Source organism: Polaribacter butkevichii, from assembly GCF_038024105.1.
Lineage (GTDB): Bacteria > Bacteroidota > Bacteroidia > Flavobacteriales > Flavobacteriaceae > Polaribacter > Polaribacter butkevichii.
This window is the reverse complement of record NZ_CP150661.1, coordinates 700,367-716,469: the sequence shown is the minus strand read 5'-3', so window position 1 is coordinate 716,469 and position 16,103 is coordinate 700,367. Positions and strand designations below refer to the sequence as shown.

The following is a 16,103-nucleotide window of genomic DNA, read 5'->3' as shown; positions in this document are numbered from 1 at the left end:
CTATTTACTGACTTTTATACTGTTCCAAGCAGATTGATATGCTTCTTCTAAATGCGTTTCATCTAACTTAAAAGAACCTCTTTTTTCTGCCATCATTAAAAAAGATAAAGGATTGATTGCATAAGCATACAATAAATATTCTGACATAGGTTTTATAATGCCCTCTTTTTTACCTTTAATCCAAAGGTCGAGTAGGGGTTGTAAATGTTTAATTCCCTCTTGTCTACTTGGTTCATCAATCATTGGTGTATTGTCACATTGAGCTAAAAACATAGCGTTTTCACACTCCTTTAATTTAAAGTTTGCAATGCGATTCCAAATTAATTTAAAGCCTTCTTCTATAGGCATATTAGCATCATAAGTTTCAAAAGCATAATCTGTATATCTTGCTTTTACTTCTATATATGTTTTGTTTACCAAATCTTGTTTGTTTTCAAAATACAAGTAAATGGTTGCAGGAGAAACGTTAGCCATTTTAGCAATTTTACTCATAGGTGTTGCATGAAAACCGTTATTGTTTACCAACTCTATAGTTGCTTTTATTAAAGCGTTTCTTTTATCGATACTTTTTTGAAGTTTTGCCATTACTTATTTTTTTTGAAATTTATAGGCCAAAGCAATTAATATAAACTGTATTGGTAATCTTATAACAGCTGCTTTATGGCTACCAATAGCTGGTGTATCCGTAAATACATCCCAAATATGAATCGGTAAAAACAGTAGCATCAAAATTAAAATTCCGATTGCAGCTAACTTTGAGTATTTTGGTATTATTAAAAATACCCCTAAAAGTATTTCTACAATTCCGGATGCATAAATTATAAAGCTTTTAAATGGTAAAAAATCAGGAACAAACACTGAAAAAAAATCAGGTTTTATAAAATGTTGACTCCCTGCATATATCATAAATAAAGCGAACACGATGCGTAAAAGATTCCAAAAATGTTTCATTACTTTGTTTTAGACTTCAAAGATATGAATAAAAATGAATGTTCATTCTTTTTTAACAAATCTTTATATTTATACTATTATAAGATTAAATGATACCACACGTTATTAACTAATTAAAAAGGGGAGAGGCAATAAATAAGATCATAAAATGATAAATAGGTATCTTTGATATCTAATTTATAGATTTCCTTAAGTGCAAACACCTTCTATTAAAAATTATACCATTAACGATATTGTTGATCTACTTGGAGACAAACCACAAAAAGATAGTGATTTGCACATTCATTTGTCTAAAAATAATTTTGATGAAACCCCTTTTATAGAACCCTTTAGAGCTGGTAATTATACTTTTTTATTGATACTTAAAGGTACTTTTAAAGTACAATTAAATTTAATTACACATATACTGCAAGCTGGTGAGATGATTACTATAAAACCTCAAACGGTTTTACAGATTGTTGAAACGAGTCATAATTTAGAAATTATAGGCGTTAGTTTTACCATAGATTTTATTTTTAAAATACTTTTAAATAAAAACGAATTTAAAGGTGTCGATTTTTTAACAGCTAATAGTTATCCTAAGTTAAAATTAACAAAAGAAGAAGAAGCTACTTCTGTACTGCTCTCTAAATTATTAGCAAAAAACAACGATGCAGGTACTACTGATATGCCTTATAGAAATGAAATTATTATGCATTCTTTTGGTTTGTTGTTATATCATTACGGAGCTATTTTTAAAAGGGAACACCCTAATTTAGATGCACATTTATCTAGACAACAAGAAATAACACTTCGTTTTTTAAAAAAATTAAATGATCATTTTAAAAATGAGCGTTCTGTAAAATTTTATGCAGAAAGTATGTTTTTAACACCAGGGCATTTATCTAAAGTATTAAAAGATGTTTCGGGTAAAACTGCTGGTCAATTAATAGATGATGCCGTTATTATGGAAGCTAAATTGCTTTTAAGTAACCCTTTATTAAGTATTTCTCAAATTGCAAATGAATTAAAGTTTAGCGATCAATCTTTTTTTGGTAAATATTTTAAGAAAAATACAGGATTATCACCCTCTAAATTTAGAAAAATTACTTCTTAACTTTTTAAGAATTTAGAATTTTTTATTCAGAGAATACCAATATCAATAAGATAGCACTGTTTTTTATTATCATCGATTTAGACCAATATATCCTTTTTTTAGACTACTGTTTAGTGGGGTATATTTTTTACCTTTGATACAAACTAAAGATACTAAATTATGAGTATTATCGTAGCCACTAATTTTTCTAAGTTATCTGAAAATGCAGTTTTATATGCAGCGGCATTAGCCCAAGAATTTAATACTAAATTAGTGTTATTTAACACCTTTAGATTACCTGTGCATGTTGCAAACAGTAGATTGCCTGCATCTTCTGTAGATCATTTTTTTCAAATAAATAAAAACAAATTAAAAGAAAACGCTTTAAAAATAAGCAAAGAATTTAATATAGAAGTATCCTATAAAAGCAGTTATACCAATTTAGAGGAAGAAGTAGATTCTTTAATGAAACTGTATAAGGCGCGTTTTATTGTTATTGGTATGTCTCCTAAATCTTTAGAACAAAATTTACTTGGCAATCCTACAACTACCTTAATTAGTATGAAAGAATTTCCGGTATTGGCAATTCCTCTTTGTGCTAAGTTTAAGGGGATTAAAAACATCCTTTTTGCCTGTGATTTACTAGAAGGTGTTCCGTTAAAAACGTTGGCAAAATTACGTCAGGTTTCTCTTAGTTTAAAAGCAATTGTTACTGTTTTTTATGTTGATAAAAAAGTAGAAGAGTTGCAAACAGAAATTAATACTAATTTAGATAAAGAATTAGAAGACGTTACCCTTTTGTATAAAAATGTAAAATCGAATTCGGTTATAGATGCCATAGAAGCAGAAGTAAAAAAATCGAATTCAGATCTTTTAGTAATGATGCCCAAAAGGTATGGTTTTTGGGAATCTATCCTTCATAAAAGTAAAACAAGAATGATGGCTTCTGGCTTAAATATTCCTTTACTTTCAATACCTATTAAAAAATAAGTTTTTAAAATTAATCCGTTATTTAGACCAATATTAATAAGTGTCTATATATTAATTTTACTATTTTTTTTGTTTAAAAGCTATCTTCTTGATAGCTTTTTTTGTGTGTATCAGAAATAGGTAAATGTATCCTTTTTATAATGGAATGATATTCTAAATAATAATAAAAGATAAATTTGTCCGTTATAAAAAATGTAATATATTTGCGGTATTAAATAAAATATTAATATGTTTTCAAAAACTTGTGAATACGGTCTTAGAGCAGTGCTTTTTATTGCAGAACAGAGTTCTGATAATAAGAAGGTGAGTATGAGTACCATATCACAAGAAATTAATTCGCCACAAGCTTTTACAGCTAAAATTTTACAACAACTTACAAGAAACAAGGTTGTAAAATCTGTTAAAGGTCCTTATGGAGGCTTTACCATTGAAGCAGAAAAAATGGATACTAAATTAAGTGAAATTGTTAGTATTTTAGATGGAGATGCTATTTATGTGGGCTGTGGTTTAGGACTTAAACAATGTGACGCAAATTCACCTTGTCCGCTACATTTTAAGTTTGTTGATATTAGAAATAATTTAAAAAACATGTTAGAAAACACTTCTATAAAATCTATTCTTAATGATATGACTTTAGAAGGATTTATTTTAAAACGCTAAAATTTATCACAATAAAAGATATAAAGGTCTTTTAGTTCTTTATACCTTAATTAAAACAAAAATTATGAAACCAGCATCTTTAACAGAAAATCTTATCTACGGAGAAGATAAACCAACAGTAACCGTATTACTAAAAACAGCAACCACAAAAGAAATAAGAATCCTTATGAAAAAAGGACAACAAATGAAAGAACACAAAGCTCCGTTTCCTATCGTTATAGAATTATTTGAAGGAAGTATAGATTTTGGAGTAGCAGGAGAAAAACAAGTATTAAAAAGAGGAGATCTAATTGCGTTAGACGCAAATGTTCCGCATGATTTATACTGTAAAGAAGATTGTATTATTAGACTTACAGTTTCAGTTGCAGACAGTGTACAAAGAGTAAAAGACGTAGTATAATTTATAATAATAACAGAGAGATGAAAAAAGTTTGGATCGCATTTGCTAGTGTAGTAACCCTTTCCTTTATAGTACTTATATGGGTAGGTACAGAGGTATATCAAACACAACCACCTATACCAGAAACCGTTATCATACAAGAAACCGGAGAAATATTTTTAACCAAAGCAGACATACAAATTGGTCAGAATGTTTGGGAATCTATTGGAGGAATGGAAGTAGGTTCTATTTGGGGACATGGTAGTTATGTTGCACCAGATTGGTCTGCAGATTGGATACATAAAGAAGCTGTATTTATGTTGAATGCTTGGGCAAAAAAAGATTTTAATTCAACCTATGAAGATTTAGGTGTAGAAAATAAAGCAGCTTTAAAAGCACGTTTAATTAAAAATATTAAAACAAATACTTACAATGCTAAAACAGGAAGCATCACTATTTCTAAAGATCGTTATGCTGCTATTTTAGAGAATTATAAGCATTATACAGATATTTTTTCTAACGGACATGAAAAGTATGCAATTCCTAAAGGAGCTTTAGAAGACACCACTAAATTAGCACAATTAAATGCTTTTTTATTCTGGACTTCTTGGGCAGCAAGTACTAACAGACCAGAAAAAGAGTATACTTATACTTCTAATTGGCCGTTTGAACCATTAATTGACAATACAATTACGCCAGATTCTCAAATATGGTCAGGATTTTCTATAATACTTTTATTATTGTTTATTGGAGGATTAACTTATTACTACATTCGTAATCACGAAAAAGGTGAAGCAGTAAAGCACCCAGATAAAGATCCTTTAGATACTTTAATCTTAACGAGATCTCAAAGAGCCGTTTTAAAATATTTTATTGTAATCTCATTATTAATAGCTTTACAAGTAGTTTTAGGAGCTTTAACAGTACATTATACGGTAGAAGGACAAGCATTTTTTGGTTTTGATTTATCTAGTTTTCTTCCATATTCAATTACAAGAACTTGGCATACACAATTGGCTGTATTTTGGATTGCAGCAACATGGTTAGCAACAGGATTATTTTTAGCACCAATGATTAGTGGTAAAGAAATGAAGTTTCAAATTTTCGGAATCAATTTTCTTTTTATCGCCTTATTAATTATTGTATTAGGTTCTATGATGGGCGAGTGGTTAGGTGTACATCAATTTTTAGATTTAACTACCAATTTCTTCTTTGGTCATCAAGGATATGAATACATGGATTTAGGTAGATTCTGGCAAATATTTTTAGGTATTGGCTTGGTTTTATGGGTTCTTATGGTGGGTAGACACGTGGTGTATGCAATTAAGAAAAATGATGATTCTAAACACTTATTAATCATATTATTGATTTCTGTAATTGCCATTGGTATGTTTTTCTTCTCAGGATTAATGTACGGAGAAAACAGTAGCTTACCTGTAATTAATTATTGGAGATGGTGGTTGGTACACCTTTGGGTAGAAGGTTTCTTCGAAGTTTTTGCAACCGTTATTATTGCATTTATTTTCTTAAGAATGAAAATTTTATCAGCAAAAACAGCAGGAAAAGCATCGATAGCTTCTGCAACGATCTTTTTAGCAGGTGGAATTATAGGAACTTTACACCACTTATATTATTCTGGTACACCTGTGCAAGCAATTGCTTTAGGGGCTACATTTAGTGCTTTAGAGGTTGTACCGTTAACTTTAATGGGATTTGAGATTCGTGAAAATTGGAACCTTTTAAAATCTAATGAATGGATGCAGAAATACAAATGGCCAATATTTTTCTTTATTGCTGTTGCATTTTGGAACATGGTAGGTGCAGGTGTATTTGGTTTCTTAATTAACCCACCAATTGCATTGTATTATATTCAAGGGTTAAATACCACAGCAGTGCATGCGCATACCGCTTTATTTGGTGTGTACGGTTTATTAGGAATGGGCTTTATTATTATCTGTTTACGTTTTTATTCAGACAGAGTTTGGAGTTCTGTAAAACTAAAAAGAGCTTTTTGGTTGTTAAATATTGGTTTAGTTGCCATGGTGTTTTTAAGTATGTTACCCGTAGGTTTAATACAAGCGTATACATCAATTACAAAAGGATATTCTTTTGCTAGAGATGCCGAATTATTGTATTCTCCAACAGTACAAACGTTTAAATGGATGCGTATGATTGGTGATGTTATATTCTCTGGAGGTATCTTTTATTTCTGTTGGTTTACCATACAAGAAACTATTTATTGCATCAAAAAGAAAAATTAAGTTTAAATGTATAAATAATCCGCACAAGCTGAATTTCGGTTTGTGCGGATTTAATATTTTATAAAATGAAAGAAATAGAAAATAGAGAAGATATTTACGTATTGGTTACTACTTTTTATGATGCTATTAGAAAAAACGACCTTTTAGGCCCTATTTTTAATCATCATTTAAGTAAAGAGCAATGGCCACCTCACTTAGAAAAATTAACTGATTTTTGGGTAACAGCCTTATTAGGTGATGTTTGTTTTAAAGGAAGCCCTAGCAAAGCGCATTTAAAAGTAGATAAGTTTCTAAATCATACTATGAGTCAAGTTCACTTTGGCAAATGGTTAGAAATTTGGTTTACAACCATAGATTCTTTATACGAAGGAGAGGTTGCTCAAAGAGCCAAAGATGCTTCTAGAAGAATGGCTACAGGGCAATATTTATATGTTTTTAAAAATAGAGAGTCTTAAAATAGTTTCTTATTGTAAAATTATTTTTTATTCTAAATAAGAATTGTATCCATAAAATGATTGTCTTCACTTTTTTAAGCAATTGTATATATTTAAAAAGTCGAATTAATAATTCTACAAAAAAGCGTAACGTGATAAATGTCAGTAAGTATTTTTTAGAGTTGCTTTAGTTTCGCGTTTAGAAATATATTTGTTGATTTCATATAAATGATCGTCAGTTAAACAAAACCCAATGATAAATACAAAACATCTTCTTGTTATTTTAATTTTTATATCAAGTTTTAGTCATGCGCAAAGTAATAAGCTAAAACTAAACTTAGATGAAACAGGTAAAACCTATATAAAAGCTTCTCTTAGAATGCAATTATGGGCTAGATATATGGATACCAATCCTGGTACAACCATAAATAATGAAGCAGCTAATAATGTTTTTGATGTTTCTCTAAGAAGAGTTAGAATGGGCCTTTCGGCACAATTAACGCCTAAATTATATGTATATTCTTTGTTTGGCGGAAATAATATGAATAGTAAATCTGAAAAAGATTTTAAGTTTGGTGTTTTAGATCTATATGCAGAATACGAGTTTGCAAAGGTATTTGCTTTAGGTGTTGGAGAGTCGGGTTGGGAAGGTTTAAATAGATGGAATGTAAGAAGTAGTGTTACTTTAATGTCTGTTGATGCGCCTCTTTTTTCATTATTAACGGTAAACAAAAATGATGATATTGCTCGTACTTTAGGTATTTGGGCCAAAGGGCAAATACATAAATTCGATTATGTTATAGCTTTAAAAGATCCTATTCAATATGGTGTAGCTGCAACGGAAGGCAAAGTAGATTATGCTAAAAATAAACCTAGAAAAAGAATTTCTGGTTATGTAAAATATGAGTTTTTAGATAATGAAAGTAACAAATCTGCTTATAGCGGAGGCGCAGGAACTTATTTAGGTACAAAGAATATTTTAAACTTAGGAGCTGGTTTTATGAATCAACCTAAAATGACTTCTCAGCTTGTAAATGGTATCGAAAAATATTACGATTTTAAAAATTGGGCAGTAGATATATTTTATGATGCTCCTTTAAATAAAGAAAAAGGTACGGCAATTACCACGTATTTGGGCTATAATCATAATGATTTTGGTCCTAATTATATTAGAAACGTGGGTGCTAATGATATTACTTCTGGTGGGACTTCTTTTAATGGTAGTGGTAATGATTTTCCGATGATGGGTACCGGAAACACTACCTTTTTTCAATTAGGATATTTACTAGCAAAGGGTAAAAAAAGCTATCAATTACAACCTAATATTGCTATACAATATTCAGATTTTGAAGGGTTAGATGATGCCATGGTGGTGTATGATTTAGGGATAAATTGTTTCTTTAAAGGACACGGTAATAAATTAAGTTTAGGTTATCAAAACAGACCTGTTTATCAAAATATAAATAATCAAGTAAAAGTAGATGAACGTAAAGGAATGTTTGTGTTGCAATATCAAATAATAGTAAACTAAATACAGTAACAGTAACTTATTTATCAACCAAACTTTCTAGCGCATAAAATAACCGATTTGCAGCGTTTTCTTGCGACCCGAAAATAGAACGATATAATTCTCCTTTTTCAGTAATTAATAGCCACTGTGGCGTTCCTTCTGCTTTAAATTGATCGTAAACTTTGTGGTTTTTATCAATATAAATAGGAAAAGGATTCTCGCCACTCGTAAAAATACTTTTAATATTCTTTTTATTTCCTTCTCTGTTTATAAAATCGGCATGAATACCCGCCACTTGAATTGATGGAAATTTCTGATGAAAATCATAAGCCAATGGAATGGCACGTCCTGTACACCCCAAACAATCGTTGTTATAAATAATCAATAGTAAAACTTTATTTTTATAAGCAGTCATTAAATCTACCGGAACTTCATCTAAATCTAAAACAGGTATCGATTTTATAAAACTATGCATCTATATTTTTGGCTTTTAGAGTGATATACAAATTTAAGGTTTCGTTGTTTATTATTAACAAAATATTACCTTAAAAACGTACTGCTTTCTGTAATTTTGTTAGGGTAAAAAAGACTTTATATTTCTCATAAATTATTGATTAAAAGTATTATGAAAACTCAAAATACAGCGTATTCTATTTTAGATCTTGCCTTGGTTTCTAAAGATCATACTTTAAAAGAAACCTTTAATAATGTATTAGAATTGGCACAAAATGCCGAAACATTTGGGTACACACGTTACTGGTTGGCAGAACATCATAATTCTACAAATATTGGTAGTATTGCTACTTCTATTTTAATTGGGTATGCTGCACAAGGCACTAAAACGCTTCGTATTGGTTCTGGAGGCGTTATGTTACCCAATCATTCTCCTTTAATTGTTGCAGAACAATTTGGTACATTAGGTACTTTGTATCCCGATAGAATAGATTTAGGTTTGGGTAGAGCACCCGGAACAGACAGAGAAACTGCGCAAGCCATACGATCGGACTTTATGCAAGCGGCACAATCTTTTCCGCAGGAAATAGAAAAGATTCAAACGTATTTTTCAGTAGAAAATAAAGATGCAAAAGTACGTGCTACCGTTGCAGAAGGAGTAAACGTGCCGCTTTATGTTTTAGGTTCTAGTACAGATAGTGCACATTTAGCGGCCAAAAAAGGATTGCCTTATGCATTTGCGAGTCATTTTGCAACCGCCCATTTGTGGGATGCTTTGGCTATTTATCGTAAAGAATTTAAACCTTCGGATGTTTTACAAAAACCGTATACCATTGTAGGGGTAAATATTATTATTGCCGATACAGATGAAGAGGCAGCCAATTTATCAACCTCATTAATTCGGATGATTGTAGGTTTATTTACAGGAAAAAGAGATTTTGTACAACCACCTACAGAAATGACGGAATATTATAAAGAGATATTACAAAATCCGCAGGTACATCAAATGCTTAAATATTCTTTTATAGGAAGTAAAGCAACCGTAAAAGCACAAGTAAAAGAGTTTTTAGAACAAACCGAAGCAGATGAATTGATTGCAGTAACTAATATTTATGATATAAAAGATAGAGTACATTCTTATGAGTTATTTGCAGAAATAATGAAAGAGTTAAATTAATTTTTTTGACTAATAATAGTTTTCGATTTTTTTAAGAAGTATATTTACCTGTGTTTTAGAGATTAAAAAAGAATCTAGTGCTTAAAAATAACAGTGCCAAACTTTATAAATTAAATGTAAAAACACCGGTAAATTTAGTTTTATCAGGCGGAGGCATTAAATGTGCCGCACATTTGGCATTGATAGAAAAGATAGAAGAATTGGGTTTAAAAATTAATGCAATTTCTGGGAGTAGTGGTGGCGCTTTGGTAGCCTCTTTATATGCTTCTGGGATTTCTACGCAAGAAATTTTAGAGATTTTTAAAAGAACGAGTCTTTTTAAGTTTTCTTTTTTAAGCATTACAAAAGCAGGGCTTTTTGACACTTTTTTATTTAAATCGATTATTGAAAACAAGATAAAAAATAAATTTAGCGATTTAGAAATCCCTATTTATGTAGCTGCTTCTAACATGCAAAGTGGCAAACCTCGTTACTTTAGTAAAGGTAAATTATTAAAACCAGTGTTGGCATCTTGTGCTATTCCTGGTATTTTTAGCCCTATTATCATCAATAAAACTTTGTATTCTGATGGAGGAATTTTAGATAATTTTCCAATGAAACCATTTCAAAAATCAGAATTTCCAATTATTGGTAGTTATGTAGGAGAACCTGATGTAAAAACACCCCAACAACTAAATACAACCTTAAAAGTAATTGCACATGCATCTTATTTAAAAGCACATGCAGCAGAAAATTTTAAGTTTGCAAATACAAAAGTTACTATTAGTTTTCCGTTGTCTGAATATTCTGGATTGGATAATAAAGATTCAGAGAAAATTTACAACCTAGGAAAAGAGTATTTGAATACAACCTTGTAATCTATAAAATTATGATAAAGGATGTATTAAAAAGGACTTTATTTTGTTCGTTTTATTTTTATAGAATTTTGACGAGTATCAAAAATGTCAGTAATTTTTATAAAACCATTTTCTTTGTCAATAGAATAAATTAGTTTGTAGTTTTTAAAAACTAAATATCGATATTCTATTTTTCGCTGTTTTAAGTATTCTTCTACTTGTCCAATTTGCGGTGATTCTATTAACTTTTTGGATTCGTTAATACGTTCTTTTACAAGTTACCAGCTTTAGTTACATAATATTCATAGATTTCGTCAAGTTGCATTTCTGCAAATTCAGACCAAATAATTTTAAAGTTCATTATTCGTATTTCGCTAAAAGTTCAGAACTGCTTTTAAATCGATTATTTTTAAAATCAGCTTCCGATTGGTCAATTCGTTTATTAAGTTCTGCTTCAGACATTGGTTCAAATATTCTTTGTTCCGAATTATCTTTTTCTTTTCTTAACATTTTTTCGAGACGAGAAATAACATCTTCACTTTGAAGTTTTAAAAATTCTTGTACAAATTCTATTTTTCGAGCTTCTAAATTCATTTTATTGTACTTTTTATCAAAGGTACAAAATTTTCAATTTAATTTTTTCGTTTGTTGCTTAGATGATCTTTAAGGAAATGGTATTTGTAGTATCATAAAATCCCCATCCATAAAAAAACGGCTTTCGTATAGTCAATTCCGCCAAACGTCTATTCCATTCTTATATGATAGTATATAGTTTCACCTTTGAAGTGTTAATTTAAAACACTGATAAAAATGAAATTATATATACTCATAGCAGGCTTATTATTTGTGCAGTTTTCTTTTGCACAAGAGGCTGCTATTACCGCAACTCATAAAATATGGTCTTTACAAGACTGTATAGATTATGCGTTAGAAAATAATATTACGGTTAAAGATGCTGCACTTACTAAAAGTATTGCCGAAATAGATTATAGCAAAGCAAAATCATCTCGATTGCCAAATTTATTTGGAAGTGCTTCTCAAAGTTTCTCTAACGGAAATACCATTGACCCAATTACAAGTAGTTATGTAACAGATCAAATACATAGTACAAATGTGGGGATTAATAGTTCTATGACACTTTTTCAGGGAAATCAAATCAACAATCAAATAGCACAAAATAAAATTTTATTTGATAAAAGTGTATTTGAAGCAGAAGTAGCAGAAAACAACATTGTCTTAAATATTTTAGAGACGTATTTACAAACATTGTATAGCAAAGAAAGTATTGCAATTGCACAAAACAACTTGGCAGCTTCAGAACAAGAAGTAGTAAGAGCCAAGTCTCGTTTAGATGCAGGTACCATTGCTTTAAGCGATTATACCGAAGCTCAAAGTCAGGCTGCAACCAATAAATACAATGTTATTTCGGCTAAAAAAGATTATAACCAATACATCATTGCATTAAAACAGTTACTAGAATTATCACCAATAGAAGATTTAGAGATTGAAACTATTAATGAAAATATGGATTTGGTAAACTTGGAATTAAATAAGGTAGATGTGTATCAAAAAGCCTTGGGCATTTTACCAGAAATTCAATCGAGCAATTTAAGTATTGAAGCAAGTAAAAAAGAGTTAGACATTGCAAAAGGAGGTTTTTTACCAACCTTGTCTTTATCAGGAAGTTTAGGTTCTGGATATACAAGCATCAATACCAATACATTTTCAGATCAGTTTGATGTTAATTTCAATCAGAAATTAGGGTTGTCATTAACGATACCGATTTTTAATAGAAACCAAACAAAATCTGCAGTACAAACGGCAACCATCAACATAGAAAAAGCAGAAATACAAAAGTTGTCTACAGAAAAAGAAGTATATAAAAAGGTAGAAACTGCATATCAAAATGCAATGTCTGCACAAGAGCAAGTTGTGGCAGCAGAAGCCTCTAAAGTAGCAGCAGAACAAAGTTATAAGCTGGCACAAAAAAAATACGAATTAGGCGCTTTAAGTACTACAGATTTAGTGATTAGTCAAAACACATTTACCATTGCACAACAAAACTATTTACAATCTAAATACTTAAATATTTTATACCATCAATTATTACAATTTTATCAAGGAAACGATATCAAACTTTAATTAAAAACATCATGAAAAAAAATAAAAACATAATCATCATTAGCCTTGCAGTTGTTGTACTTGCGATTGTAGGATATTCTTTTATAAAAGGTGAAGATACTATGCTTATAGAAGCAAAAACAGTGCTAGCTAAAAAGGAAAATGTAACAACTATGGTTACTGCTACCGGAACCATAGAACCTATTACACAAGTAGAAATAGGGACACAAGTGTCTGGAGTTGTAGAAAAAATTTATGTAGATTATAACAGTGTTGTTAAAGAAGGACAGTTAATTGCAGAGTTGGATAAAACCAATTTAAATGCCTCTAAAACACAAGCACAAGCAGCGTATGACAATGCGGTAAGTCAAAGAAATTACTTAAAAACGATTTATGACAGACAAAAATCTTTGTTTGACAATCAAGTAATTAGTAAAGCAGATTTTGATGAGGCAACTTACAATTATCAAACGGCAAAAGGGACAGTAACACAACGTTATTCTGATTTGCAACAGGCAAAAACCAATTTAGGATATGCAAATATATATTCGCCTATAGACGGAGTTGTATTGTCTAGAGCAATTGATGAAGGACAAACGGTTGCGGCAAGTTTAAGTACGCCTACGTTATTTACCATTGCACAAGATTTAAAAGAAATGCAAGTAGAAGCAGATGTAGATGAAGCAGATATTGGGCAAGTTAAAGAGGGGCAAAGAGTAGAATTTACAGTAGATGCTTACATTGGTGAAACTTTTGAAGGTATTGTAACACAAGTAAGACTAGACCCAACTGTTACTTCAAATGTAGTAACGTATACGGTTGTAATTAAAGCAGATAATCCAGATTTAAAACTAAAACCAGGTTTAACAGCAACCATTTCTATTTTTACTTTAGAGTTAAAAGATGTATTAACCGCAGAAGCAAAAGCCATTAACTTTAAACCAGAAAGAGAAATCTTAGCAACGTATAATTTACAACATCAATTAGAAGCAAATAACAATAAATTATCTAAATCGGAAACAACACTTTGGGTATTGGAAAATAACGGAGCCATTACTAAAAAAGTAGTAAGTCTCGGTGCAAGTGATGGCGTACATGTGCAATTATTAAGCGGAGTGTCTGAAGGAGATAAACTTGTGTATAGTTTAAGCGGAATTAGCAAAGCAGCATCAAAAAAAGAAGGAACTAACGAAAGTCCGTTTATGCCACAACGTCCCGGAGGGAAGAAAAAATAAAGAGCCATGAGTAAAGAAATCATTAAAATAGAAGATTTAAAACGTGAGTTTACCATGGGAACCGAAACAGTGCATGCACTTGGAGGAATCTCATTTACCATAAAAGAAGGCGAATTTGTTACAATTATGGGATCTAGTGGTTCTGGTAAAAGTACTATGTTAAATATCTTAGGGTGTTTAGACCAGCCAACTTCTGGTATTTATGAGATTGATGGGGTAAAAGTGAAAGATTTATCTAGAAACGAATTGGCAACCATTAGAAATGAAAAAATAGGTTTTATTTTTCAATCCTACAATTTATTGGCAAGAACATCTGCCATAGAAAACGTAGAGTTGCCGTTATTATACAATAGTAAAGTTTCTACAGAAGAACGAAGAGAGCGTGCTATAAAAGCCTTAAAAATGGTTGGTTTAGGAGAACGAATGGATCATACACCTTCTCAACTTTCTGGAGGACAGCAGCAGCGTGTGGCTATTGCTAGATCTTTGGTAAATAACCCTGTAATGATTCTAGCTGATGAAGCTACAGGAAACTTAGATACTAGAACGTCTTACGAAATTATGTCCTTATTTCAAGAGTTGAATAAACAAGGTATTACGATCACTTTTGTAACACATGAGCCAGATATTGCCACTTTTAGTAACAGAACTATTATACTAAAAGACGGACATGTTATTAAAGATTATCAAAATGATAATATTCAATCTGCAGCAGTAGAATTAGCTAAATTACCTAAACAAGACGATTAATTATGAGACTATTAAATTTATTAAAAATCGCATTTAAAGCCATTGTTCTTAATAAAACAAGAACCCTATTAACCATGTTAGGTATTATCATTGGTGTGGCTTCGGTAATTACCATGTTGGCCATTGGTGAAGGCTCTAAAGAAAGTATTAGAACCACTATTTCTGCCATGGGTTCTAACATGATTACTGTTAGACCAGGATCTGATGTTAGAGGAGGTGTTAAACAAGATAGAAGTGCAATGGAAACATTAAAACTTAATGATTATTATGCTATTAAGGAGCAAGCAAACTTATTGACTTATATAACACCTTTGGTTAATGGAGGCGGACAAGTTATTAGTGGTTCAAATAATTGGCCAAGTACTATTTATGGGGTAAATCAAGATTATTTAAAAATTAAAGTAGTCGATTTACAAAGTGGAAGTATGTTTACTGATGCCGAAGTAAAAACAGCCGCAAAAGTAGCTTTAATAGGGCAAACAGTAGTAGATAACGTGTTTCCTGACGGAGAAGAGCCTGTGGGTAAAATGATTCGGTTTAACAATATACCATTTAAAGTAATTGGTGTTTTAGAAGAAAAAGGAGAAAATACGTTTGGTCAAGATCAAGATGATGTTGTAATTGCTCCCTATACAACAGTACAAAAAAGAATTTTAGCAATTACCCATTTAGAATCTATTGTAGCATCTGCTGTTAGTGAAGACAAAGCACCTGAAGCGGTTCTACAAGTTTCAGAAATTTTACGAGCACAACATAAAATAACAGCTACAGAAGAAGACGATTTTCATGTACGCTCTATGGAAGAGTTAATTTCTACCTTTAGTTCTACCAGTGAAATGTTAACCATTTTATTGGTTGCAGTTGCAGGTATTTCGTTATTAATTGGTGGTATCGGAATTATGAATATTATGTATGTGTCTGTAAAAGAACGTACCAAAGAAATTGGTTTACGAATGGCAGTAGGAGCAAAGGGAGCAGATATTTTAATGCAGTTTTTAATAGAAGCTATTTTAATAAGTATTACAGGTGGATTATTAGGAGTAATTTTAGGGCTTGCCTCCACAGTATTTATAGAAAAATTCTTAAATTGGCCTACAAGCGTTGCGTTATATTCTATTATTATTTCTTTTGCCGTTTGTGCTGTAACAGGTATTTTCTTTGGATGGTATCCTGCCAGAAAAGCATCGGCTTTAGATCCTATAACTGCTTTGCGTTATGAGTAAAAATGGTTGCTGTAATTTATTATAGAATTATATTAATACCTTTTAAAG

At 30.8% G+C, this 16,103-nt stretch carries 17 protein-coding genes; 13 read left to right on the top strand and 4 right to left on the bottom strand.

Annotated elements, in window-relative coordinates; genetic code table 11:
• Complete coding sequence (locus WG951_RS02675; RefSeq protein ID WP_105048667.1) at positions 1-585, bottom strand: TetR/AcrR family transcriptional regulator; 585 nt, start codon at positions 583-585, stop codon at positions 1-3.
• Between the two features lie 3 nt (positions 586-588).
• Positions 589-951 carry a DoxX family protein gene (locus tag WG951_RS02670; RefSeq protein WP_105048666.1) on the bottom strand — a complete coding sequence of 121 codons (363 nt, stop codon included), beginning with the start codon at positions 949-951 and terminating at the stop codon, positions 589-591.
• Between the two features lie 193 nt (positions 952-1,144).
• On the opposite strand from WG951_RS02670, the gene WG951_RS02665 reads away from it, so the two are divergent.
• The 7 genes from WG951_RS02665 (at position 1,145) to WG951_RS02635 (ending at position 8,281) form a co-directional block, all read left to right on the top strand.
• On the top strand, positions 1,145-2,047 hold the full coding sequence (locus WG951_RS02665) for a helix-turn-helix domain-containing protein (protein WP_105048665.1): 903 nt from the start codon (positions 1,145-1,147) through the stop codon (positions 2,045-2,047).
• A 159-nt stretch (positions 2,048-2,206) separates the two neighbouring features.
• Positions 2,207-3,016 carry a universal stress protein gene (locus WG951_RS02660; RefSeq protein WP_105048664.1) on the top strand — a complete coding sequence of 270 codons (810 nt, stop codon included), beginning with the start codon at positions 2,207-2,209 and terminating at the stop codon, positions 3,014-3,016.
• 228 nt (positions 3,017-3,244) lie between these two features.
• The gene (locus WG951_RS02655; protein ID WP_105048663.1) at positions 3,245-3,676 is read left to right on the top strand and encodes an RrF2 family transcriptional regulator; all 432 of its coding nucleotides are present in this window, start codon (positions 3,245-3,247) and stop codon (positions 3,674-3,676) included.
• Positions 3,677-3,740: 64 nt separating this feature from the next.
• Positions 3,741-4,076 carry a cupin domain-containing protein gene (locus WG951_RS02650; RefSeq protein WP_105048662.1) on the top strand — a complete coding sequence of 112 codons (336 nt, stop codon included), beginning with the start codon at positions 3,741-3,743 and terminating at the stop codon, positions 4,074-4,076.
• A 20-nt stretch (positions 4,077-4,096) separates the two neighbouring features.
• The gene (locus WG951_RS02645; RefSeq protein ID WP_105048661.1) at positions 4,097-6,316 is read left to right on the top strand and encodes a nitric-oxide reductase large subunit; all 2,220 of its coding nucleotides are present in this window, start codon (positions 4,097-4,099) and stop codon (positions 6,314-6,316) included.
• 65 nt (positions 6,317-6,381) lie between these two features.
• Positions 6,382-6,771, top strand: coding sequence for a group III truncated hemoglobin (locus tag WG951_RS02640; protein WP_105048660.1), 390 nt, complete (start codon positions 6,382-6,384; stop codon positions 6,769-6,771).
• A 232-nt stretch (positions 6,772-7,003) separates the two neighbouring features.
• Positions 7,004-8,281: a porin gene (locus WG951_RS02635; RefSeq protein WP_105048659.1), complete on the top strand. Its 1,278-nt coding sequence runs from the start codon at positions 7,004-7,006 to the stop codon at positions 8,279-8,281.
• 16 nt (positions 8,282-8,297) lie between these two features.
• Here WG951_RS02635 and WG951_RS02630 read toward each other — a convergent pair whose 3' ends face one another.
• Complete coding sequence (locus WG951_RS02630) at positions 8,298-8,735, bottom strand: TlpA family protein disulfide reductase (protein WP_105048658.1); 438 nt, start codon at positions 8,733-8,735, stop codon at positions 8,298-8,300.
• A 150-nt stretch (positions 8,736-8,885) separates the two neighbouring features.
• On the opposite strand from WG951_RS02630, the gene WG951_RS02625 reads away from it, so the two are divergent.
• Entirely contained in the window at positions 8,886-9,890 is a 1,005-nt protein-coding gene (locus WG951_RS02625; protein WP_105048657.1) for an LLM class flavin-dependent oxidoreductase, read from the top strand.
• Positions 9,891-9,967: 77 nt separating this feature from the next.
• On the top strand, positions 9,968-10,747 hold the full coding sequence (locus WG951_RS02620; protein ID WP_105048656.1) for a patatin-like phospholipase family protein: 780 nt from the start codon (positions 9,968-9,970) through the stop codon (positions 10,745-10,747).
• Between the two features lie 339 nt (positions 10,748-11,086).
• On the opposite strand, the gene WG951_RS02615 is transcribed toward WG951_RS02620, so the two are convergent.
• On the bottom strand, positions 11,087-11,320 hold the full coding sequence (locus WG951_RS02615; RefSeq protein WP_105048655.1) for a hypothetical protein: 234 nt from the start codon (positions 11,318-11,320) through the stop codon (positions 11,087-11,089).
• A 216-nt stretch (positions 11,321-11,536) separates the two neighbouring features.
• Here WG951_RS02615 and WG951_RS02610 point away from each other — a divergent pair, with 216 nt between their 5' ends.
• From WG951_RS02610 to WG951_RS02595, 4 genes are read left to right on the top strand one after another with little or no spacing between them, the layout of a single operon-like run.
• On the top strand, positions 11,537-12,868 hold the full coding sequence (locus WG951_RS02610) for a TolC family protein (protein ID WP_105048654.1): 1,332 nt from the start codon (positions 11,537-11,539) through the stop codon (positions 12,866-12,868).
• Between the two features lie 11 nt (positions 12,869-12,879).
• Positions 12,880-14,082, top strand: coding sequence for an efflux RND transporter periplasmic adaptor subunit (locus WG951_RS02605; RefSeq protein ID WP_105048653.1), 1,203 nt, complete (start codon positions 12,880-12,882; stop codon positions 14,080-14,082).
• A 6-nt stretch (positions 14,083-14,088) separates the two neighbouring features.
• Positions 14,089-14,832, top strand: coding sequence for an ABC transporter ATP-binding protein (locus WG951_RS02600; RefSeq protein WP_105048652.1), 744 nt, complete (start codon positions 14,089-14,091; stop codon positions 14,830-14,832).
• A 2-nt stretch (positions 14,833-14,834) separates the two neighbouring features.
• Positions 14,835-16,055, top strand: a complete 1,221-nt coding sequence (locus tag WG951_RS02595) for an ABC transporter permease (RefSeq protein WP_105048651.1) — start codon at positions 14,835-14,837, stop codon at positions 16,053-16,055.
• Positions 16,056-16,103: the final 48 nt, after the last annotated feature.

Coding starts and splice junctions, on each gene's coding strand:
- WG951_RS02635 (WP_105048659.1), top strand. CDS start 7,004: ATGATAAATACAAAACATCTTCTTGTTATTTTAATTTTTATATCAAGT.
- WG951_RS02675 (WP_105048667.1), bottom strand. CDS start 585: ATGGCAAAACTTCAAAAAAGTATCGATAAAAGAAACGCTTTAATAAAA.
- WG951_RS02670 (WP_105048666.1), bottom strand. CDS start 951: ATGAAACATTTTTGGAATCTTTTACGCATCGTGTTCGCTTTATTTATG.
- WG951_RS02600 (WP_105048652.1), top strand. CDS start 14,089: ATGAGTAAAGAAATCATTAAAATAGAAGATTTAAAACGTGAGTTTACC.
- WG951_RS02660 (WP_105048664.1), top strand. CDS start 2,207: ATGAGTATTATCGTAGCCACTAATTTTTCTAAGTTATCTGAAAATGCA.
- WG951_RS02645 (WP_105048661.1), top strand. CDS start 4,097: ATGAAAAAAGTTTGGATCGCATTTGCTAGTGTAGTAACCCTTTCCTTT.
- WG951_RS02595 (WP_105048651.1), top strand. CDS start 14,835: ATGAGACTATTAAATTTATTAAAAATCGCATTTAAAGCCATTGTTCTT.
- WG951_RS02655 (WP_105048663.1), top strand. CDS start 3,245: ATGTTTTCAAAAACTTGTGAATACGGTCTTAGAGCAGTGCTTTTTATT.
- WG951_RS02615 (WP_105048655.1), bottom strand. CDS start 11,320: ATGAATTTAGAAGCTCGAAAAATAGAATTTGTACAAGAATTTTTAAAA.
- WG951_RS02605 (WP_105048653.1), top strand. CDS start 12,880: ATGAAAAAAAATAAAAACATAATCATCATTAGCCTTGCAGTTGTTGTA.
- WG951_RS02610 (WP_105048654.1), top strand. CDS start 11,537: ATGAAATTATATATACTCATAGCAGGCTTATTATTTGTGCAGTTTTCT.
- WG951_RS02640 (WP_105048660.1), top strand. CDS start 6,382: ATGAAAGAAATAGAAAATAGAGAAGATATTTACGTATTGGTTACTACT.
- WG951_RS02650 (WP_105048662.1), top strand. CDS start 3,741: ATGAAACCAGCATCTTTAACAGAAAATCTTATCTACGGAGAAGATAAA.
- WG951_RS02630 (WP_105048658.1), bottom strand. CDS start 8,735: ATGCATAGTTTTATAAAATCGATACCTGTTTTAGATTTAGATGAAGTT.
- WG951_RS02625 (WP_105048657.1), top strand. CDS start 8,886: ATGAAAACTCAAAATACAGCGTATTCTATTTTAGATCTTGCCTTGGTT.